Genomic DNA, 6,149 nt, shown 5'->3' with positions numbered 1-6,149 from the left:
CGCCGCCGACCGGGGACGCAACCCGTCCGACGGCGGATCCATCGACTGCGCCACCGTCACCGGCATCTACCTCCGGCTGATGGAATGGCGCAGACTCCCCGAAGTCCGCGAGGCGGGCGAGGACACGGTACGCAGGTGCCGGTCCTGGCACACGGCCCTGAGCACCTGGGCGGAGCTCGCCCCCGGCTGCGTGATGAACCGGGAGAGCGCGATGGCGTCCAACACGTCGAAGCCCCACCAGGCCCAGCTGATCCAGCAGTCCGGATTCCGGGCTCCGGAGACCCTGGTGACCAACGACCCGGACCTCGTCCACGAGTTCCACGCGCGGCACGGCGAACTGGTCTACAAGTCGATCAGCGGGGTCCGCTCGATCGTCCGGACGCTCGACCGGGAGGCCCTCGACCGGCTGCCGCTCATCCGCTACTGCCCGGTGCAGTTCCAGCGCTACGTCACCGGCACCAACGTCCGGGTGCACACGGTCGCCGGCGAGGTGTTCGCCACCCGGATCGAGACCGACCGGGTCGACTACCGCTACGCCCGGAGCGACGGCGGCCGGGCCGAACTCTCGCCCTGGCAGCCCCCCGACGACCTCGCCGAGCGCTGCCTGCACCTGGCGGCACGACTGGGGCTCGCACTCGCCGGCATCGACCTGATGCTGGCCGACGACGGCGAGGTCTACTGCTTCGAGGTCAACCCCTGCCCGGCCTTCAACTACTACGAGGCCAACACCGGCCAGCCGATCGCCCACGCCATCGCGCTCGCGCTCGCGCGGCACTGAGGAGAAGGAGACTCCGATGGCCCAGCTCGTCCTCACCGGCCAGATCCACGGCCAGACCACCACCCAGTGCAACTTCACCATCGCCGTGAACGGCGGTGACCAGGTCGGGCCGGACAGCGTGGTCCTGGACCAGTCGATCTTCAACATCCCGGACACCGACGCGTCGATCGACATCCAGGCGGCCGCCCTCGACCAGACCAAGTACGGCACGCCCACCGCCCACCTCGACATCGACTCCTCCGGCACCGTCCAGGCCACCTTCCCACCCGACGGCAACTGGCCGCCACCCGCCGTCACGTCCTCCGACTCCGGCCAGACGATCCAGTTGACGGTCCACTTCTCGCCGCTGCGCGACGTCACCGAACAGGCACGCGTCAGCCTGGCCCAGACCGGCAGCGACTACCCGGGCAGCCCGCCCGCCCCACCCCCCGGCGACATGAGCGTCCGCCCCCCCGGCGTGGCGCTGCCGCCGGGGGCCTACTCCCCGCCCCCGGGCGTGACGGACAGCACCTTCATCGCCTCGCCGTCGATCAGTGGCGGCGCGATCCAGGTCGAGACCCGCAGCGTGACCCCCGGCGGCGAGGCCGTCGTCCTCCGACTCCCCGGCGTCGACGCACCGCAACTCGTCGCCGTCTACTGGCCCTCCGGCGTGTCCAGGGACCCAGGCGGACCGCCCGCGCCCTTCCTCGTCTACTTCCACCCGGGCATGGCCCAGAACTCCCCGGCCTTCTACAACGAACCCCGGGACCGCCACGACCCGACCACCGGCAGCACCTACCCCTTCGGCTGGGACTACCAGTTCTTCGGTCTGCTCAACTACCTCCAGTACATCGGCGACCCGTTCCTCACCAACCCCTTCGCCAAGGGCCTCCCGCTCCAGATCGACGGCGCCGCCCGGAACGTGGTGCTCGTGCTCCCGCTGATGCGGGTCGCCGGCAACCCCTGCGACGAGATCTCGTCGTTCGCGGACGCCACCGTCCTCCAGGAGTACCTTCCGGAGATCCAGGCCCTCATGTTCCGGCGCAGCGGCAACTTCCAGTTCGGACCGATCGGCCGCCTCGGCATGGCCTCCTTCAGCAGCGGCCACGCGGCCCTCACCTGCTTCCTCGGCAACACCGCCAACCAGGCCCACCCGCTCTACCTGGACACCCTCCAGGAGGTCTACCTGTTCGACCCGCACGCCGACCTGGTCTCCGAGACCCTCGCCCCGCTGACCCAGGTCACCGCCTGGGCCGGGCGCGGCACCTCCGGCACCAAGACCGCCCGCCTCTACACCCAGAACGACCCCGCCCAGCTCTCCCCGCTGCTCACCCAACTCGGCGTCACCGCCCCAGGCCCCGCCCCCTTCGACGCCGCCACCCCGGACGACCGCAACTCCCTCACCTCCCTCCCCCTCGCGGCCTGGAACACCCTCGCCACCCAGCAGGGCAGCGCCGTCCCGTACGCCAACACGGGCCAGGTGCACCAGGTGCTGCCGGCCCTCATGCTCACCGACGCCCTGCGCCGCAGCCGGTTCTGACCCGCCCCCCGCTCCCCGAGCCCTTCGCCGGCACACTCCTCGACCACCTCGTCGAGCGCGACCGGATAAACCTGTCCGGCCGCCCGCCTGTCCGCCTGTCCGCCGGCTCCGGGTCGTCACAAGGAGCACGGGCCGCTGATCGGCGCGGCATGATCGGGGCGGAGGCGGGCGGCGAGGGCGGCCATGTCGGTGGTGAACCGGTCCGCGAGGTCGACACCGGTCTCCTGGGCGATGACCATGAGCGAGAACAGGCAGTCGGACAGCTCGTGGCCGATCGCCCCGGCACTCGCGGCCACGTCGGCGCGGTGGCCCTGGTGGGCCATGACCAGCTTCGCGAGGTCGCCGACGTCGCCGGTGAAACCGAGGACGAAGTCCGACAGGCCCCAGGTGCGGCCCAGCTTGCGCCGGTTGATCTCGTCGTAGAGGTCGCGGACTTCGCCTGCGGCGGCGCACATCTCGTCCCAGGTGGGCATCGGCTGCTCCGTTTCGGGTGCGTGGTCAGGCGGGATCGGCGGCGGGCGCGGTCGTGTTCCGCTGGTCGGGGATCTCGGTGGCGTACTGGCGGGCCTGGAGGAGGTAGGAGGAGCGGTAGCCGCTGTTCGGGTCGGCCATCAGCTGCGCGTGGGTGCCCTGTTCGGTGAGCCGGCCCTCGCGCAGGACGTAGATGAGATCGGCGCCGGCGGTGGCGGCGAGGCGGTGGGTGATCAGGATGACGGTCAGGCCCTGGTCGGCGAGTTCGCGGATGCGGGTGACGCGGCGATCTCGGACTTCGCGTCGAGGGCGGAGGTGGGCTCGTCGGCGATCACGAGGTGGGTGGGGCGTCCGCCGGGCCCGGTGGTGGTGGCCCGGTGGTGGGTGCGGGCCATGCCGACGCGCTGCCACTGGCCGCCGGACAGCTGGACGCCGCCCTTGAAGCCGCGGGCGGCGAGGGTGTCCCAGCCGTTGTCCTGGGCGTCGATGATCGGGTGCAGGTCGGCGTAGTCGGCCGCGCGCTTGAGCAGGGCCGGGTCGTCGCCGTGTTCGGGTCGGCCGATCAGGACGTTGGCCCGCAGGGTGAGCGGCCACTGCTGGAAGCCCTGTTCGAGGACGGCGGAGGAGGAGAACAGCTGGTCCCGGTCGGCGGTCGCGGCATCGACGCCGTCCCACAGCATCCGGCCGGCATCGGGCAGGTAGAGGCCGGTGAGGATCTTGACGAGCGTCGACTTGCCGGAGCCGTTGTCGCCGACCAAGGCGACGACCTGCCCGCGCGGGATCCGCAGGGTGATGTCGGACAGCGTCGGGCTCGTGCGGCCGGGGTAGGTGAAGGTCACCCCCTCCAGGGTGATGGCCGTGGGGCGGTGCGGGAGGTCGGTGCCGCCGGCGGGGATGGCGCGCCGGTCGGCCTCGCACTGGAGGCGGTCGAGGTCGGTGACGAACAGGGCCTCCTCGTACAGGTTGTTGACGGTGCCGACGAGGGAGGTGATGTCGGCGGCGCCGGTGCGGATGCCGACGACGGCGGTGCCCGCGACGGCGAGCGCCATCTGCCCGTCGTGGACGAGCCAGCCCAGGACGGCGAAGGTCGCGGCGGCGGCCAGCCCGGAGAGGACGGAGGCGAGCAGGGAGGTGGTCGCGGTGGCGCGGGCGAGGCGGTTCTGCTCCTGCTCGGACGCCTCGGCCATCGCGATGTAGTGGCCCAGGATGAACGGGCCGATGGCGTGGACGCGGACCTCGGGCGCGGAGTGCGGCTGGGTGAGCAGCTGGGCGAGCAGACTGGCGGCCCGGTGGTGCTGGAGCCAGGCCATCACGGAGCCGTAGCGGCGCCGGGCGGAGCGGACCGCGCCCCACCCCTTCGGCGCGGCGATGAGCACCAGCATGGGCAGCAGCACCGGGTCGAGGGTGAGCAGGACGCCGCCGGCGGCCACCATGCCGAGCAGGGCGGTGAGGACGGCGATGCTCTGGCCGATCAGGCGCCGCACGGCCGCCGTGCCGTACCTGGCGGACTCCAGCAGTCTGCTGAACTCGGGGTCCTCCACCGCGGCCAGCTCCACGCGGGCCGCGCGGCGCAGGTAGGCGACGGTCGCGGCCCGCTCGGTCTTGGGCTCCAGCCGGCCTCCCGCCCAGGAGGAGACCACGCCCAGGATCGCGGACAGCGCGGAGGCGCCGCCGATGGCGAGGGCGGCCGGCAGGGCCGCGCGCAGCAGTTGGTCGGTGCTGCCGGAGGCGAACAGGGAGGCGAGGGCGCGGTTGGTGGCGAGCAGGCCGAAGGCGGCGGCCAGCGCCCGTCCGGTTTCGGCGACGGCGATGGACACCAGGGCCACCCGGTCGGCCTGCCAGGCCAGGCGCAGGGCGGTGCGGAGCATGCCGGGGATCTGGCGGGCGACCGTGAGGAAGCTGATCCTGAGCATGGTCTGCTCATGGGAGGTGAACCCCCAGTCGGGGAGCAGCCGTCCGCCGAACAGGAACTGCTCACTGTCGGAGACGTGGTCGGTCGGCGGGGGTTCGGACGGCGGCGGTTCGAACGGCGCGGGTTCGGCCGGCGGCGGTTCGGACGGCGCGGGTTCGGACGGACGGGACTTCAAGCGCTCTCCTCCACGGTGCGGTTGAGGCGGGGCGGGGGCGTCATCCGGGTTCGCCCGGCCGGCGGGGTTCGGAGACGAGGTACTCGGCGACGCCGGTGCGGCGGGCGGTGAGTGAGGCGCGGAGCGTGCGCAGTCGGCGCGGGGTGACGATGCGCCCCCACTCCTCGACGGTGCGGACGGCGTGACCGCTGTGCTCGGCGGGGTCGGGGGTGATGCGTTCGAGCTCCTTGTCGGTGAGCCGGCCGCCGTCGAAGGTCACGCCGATCTTCCAGGGCCACGGCGGCTCCGGCGGGGTGAAGGAGAGCATCAGGAGGCGGGGGGCGTCGTCGAGGGCGGCGGGGACGAAGCCGATCTCCTCGGCGGTCTCGCGCAGCGCGCACGTCCACGGGTCCTCGCCGTCGTCGAGGAGGCCGCCGGGGTACTGGTATTCGCCCGGGTGGTGGACGGAGGTGAGCAGCAGCGGCCGGTCGTGGCGGTCGGTCAGGAAGACGCCGGCATAGGAGATGCCGTGCGGCAGGGTGGGGACGAACCGCTCGGGCGGGACGAAGACCATGGTCAGGCTCCTCGCTGGTCGTGACGGCAGGGGTGGCCGAGCCGGGTGCGCAGGTCGGCGGCGAGGCGTTCGGCCCGGCCGGGGTCGTCGGGCAGGACGCCCGAGCCCTCGGCCATCAGCGCGTGGAACTGCTGCTGCTCGTACGGGATACCGGGCGGTAGGGCGGCGATGTGCCAGTGGACGTGGGCGTTGCCCTGCATGCTGCCCAGGCTCAGCACGTAGAGGCGCTCGGTGGGGACGGTCGCGGCGAGCGCGGTCGCCACGCGGTGCACGACCAACTGCAGGGCGAGGTACTGGTCCTCGGTGAAGCCGCTGATGGTGTCCTCGACGTGGGTGCGCGGGGCGACCAGGAGCTTGCCGGGCAGGGTGGGATAGCGGTCGAGGAAGGCGACGTGCACGCCGTCGTCCAGGACGATCCGGTGTTCGTACCCGGGCTCACCGGCGAGCATCGAGCAGATGAAGCAGGGGCCGTTGCGGGCCCGCTCGTTGTAGGCGTCGAGGTCGAAGGCGGTCACCGCGTCCAGCCTTCTGCGCCGGGGCGCAGCGCCATGTAGCCGTCGACGGGGTCGAATCCGAGGGTGCGGTAGAGCGGGGCTCCGGTTTCGGTGGCGCGCAGCTCGATCGATCCGCAGCCGCTGTGCCGCAGTGCCTGGACCAGGGCGGTGGTGACGGCGCGGGCGTGCCCCCCCCGTCGGGGGGCCGGGGCGGGGGCCCCCGGGTGGAACCCGGCCCCCCCGCCGC

At 72.7% G+C, this 6,149-nt stretch carries 6 protein-coding genes and 1 pseudogene; 2 read left to right on the top strand and 5 right to left on the bottom strand.

All coding sequences use genetic code 11. The features are described from left to right. Positions 1-778, top strand: a 778-nt coding sequence (locus ACFV61_RS33505) for an ATP-grasp domain-containing protein (protein ID WP_380495828.1), incomplete at its 5' end; no start/stop codon positions are given. Positions 779-794: 16 nt separating this feature from the next. After that, entirely contained in the window at positions 795-2,297 is a 1,503-nt protein-coding gene (locus ACFV61_RS33500) for a hypothetical protein (protein ID WP_380495825.1), read from the top strand. A 116-nt stretch (positions 2,298-2,413) separates the two neighbouring features. Here ACFV61_RS33500 and ACFV61_RS33495 read toward each other — a convergent pair whose 3' ends face one another. The 5 genes and pseudogenes from ACFV61_RS33495 to ACFV61_RS33475 form a co-directional block, all read right to left on the bottom strand. After that, positions 2,414-2,770: a nucleotide pyrophosphohydrolase gene (locus ACFV61_RS33495; RefSeq protein WP_380495823.1), complete on the bottom strand. Its 357-nt coding sequence runs from the start codon at positions 2,768-2,770 to the stop codon at positions 2,414-2,416. Positions 2,771-3,013: 243 nt separating this feature from the next. Beyond that, positions 3,014-4,855 (bottom strand): ATP-binding cassette domain-containing protein, encoded by a 1,842-nt coding sequence (locus ACFV61_RS33490; protein WP_380495821.1) that lies wholly within the window; start codon positions 4,853-4,855, stop codon positions 3,014-3,016. Positions 4,856-4,895: 40 nt separating this feature from the next. After that, positions 4,896-5,408: an NUDIX hydrolase gene (locus tag ACFV61_RS33485; protein WP_363377526.1), complete on the bottom strand. Its 513-nt coding sequence runs from the start codon at positions 5,406-5,408 to the stop codon at positions 4,896-4,898. 2 nt (positions 5,409-5,410) lie between these two features. Further along, positions 5,411-5,923, bottom strand: a complete 513-nt coding sequence (locus ACFV61_RS33480; protein WP_363377527.1) for an HIT family protein — start codon at positions 5,921-5,923, stop codon at positions 5,411-5,413. Then, positions 5,920-6,149 (bottom strand): annotated as a pseudogene (locus tag ACFV61_RS33475) (GNAT family N-acetyltransferase); the annotation flags it as partial. The gene ACFV61_RS33480 and the pseudogene ACFV61_RS33475, both read right to left, overlap by 4 nt.

Origin of the sequence: Kitasatospora sp. NPDC059817 (assembly GCF_042731835.1) — a bacterium.
GTDB lineage: Bacteria > Actinomycetota > Actinomycetes > Streptomycetales > Streptomycetaceae > Kitasatospora.
This window is presented reverse-complemented; position numbering and strand designations above follow the sequence as displayed.

What these genes read in the sequence shown, in the direction of transcription:
- ACFV61_RS33500 (WP_380495825.1), top strand. Translation starts at nt 795, where the DNA reads ATGGCCCAGCTCGTCCTCACCGGCCAGATCCACGGCCAGACCACCACC.
- ACFV61_RS33495 (WP_380495823.1), bottom strand. Translation starts at nt 2,770, where the DNA reads ATGCCCACCTGGGACGAGATGTGCGCCGCCGCAGGCGAAGTCCGCGAC.
- ACFV61_RS33485 (WP_363377526.1), bottom strand. Translation starts at nt 5,408, where the DNA reads ATGGTCTTCGTCCCGCCCGAGCGGTTCGTCCCCACCCTGCCGCACGGC.